General features: G+C 59.5%; 1 protein-coding gene. It reads right to left on the bottom strand.

The features are described 5' to 3' along the window. Window positions 1-491, bottom strand: a 491-nt coding sequence (locus MJ783_RS15340) for a hypothetical protein (protein ID WP_239311122.1), incomplete at both ends; no start/stop codon positions are given.

The raw sequence follows: 491 nt of genomic DNA, 5'->3' as shown, positions 1-491 counted from the left end.
CAATCGTGATACCAATGTTCGCCTGCGCGGTGAAAATCGACGCGGGCTCCACCGTCTTCGATTTTTTGATCGACCGCCCGGCAGACGCATCCGCCATACCGGACTGCCAATCCCAGAAACCACCGGGCGTCACCGTGTAGTCGGCTTTCGATGTTTTCACCCGGATCGGTAAACCCGCGATCAACCGCCAGCGGCCATCCACAGACGAGGCCGACCCGGCCTGGGACTCCGAGCCCGTCTCGAACTCGAACTTCGCCACGTCGGTGTCGTGGACAAAATCAGTCAGCTTGGCATCAAGAGTGATCGTGCCGGTCCATCCGGAATAGTTGACCGGCACGGTCCACGTATCACCGCGCAATACCGAGGAAAGCTGTGCTTTCACCACCGGTGAACTGAACGAGTGCTGCAGCACTGGAGCAACCCGAGACCAGTCAGTACCGAGCCCCGGCTTCAGCTGCTCCTCGATCTTATTCCAGGGAAGCAGTTCGCCA

It is taken from the genome of Protofrankia sp. Cj3 (genome assembly GCF_917627355.1).
Classification (GTDB): Bacteria; Actinomycetota; Actinomycetes; order Frankiales; family Frankiaceae; genus Protofrankia.
The sequence above is the reverse complement of the archived record's forward strand: the minus strand, read 5'-3'. Positions and strand labels throughout refer to the sequence as shown.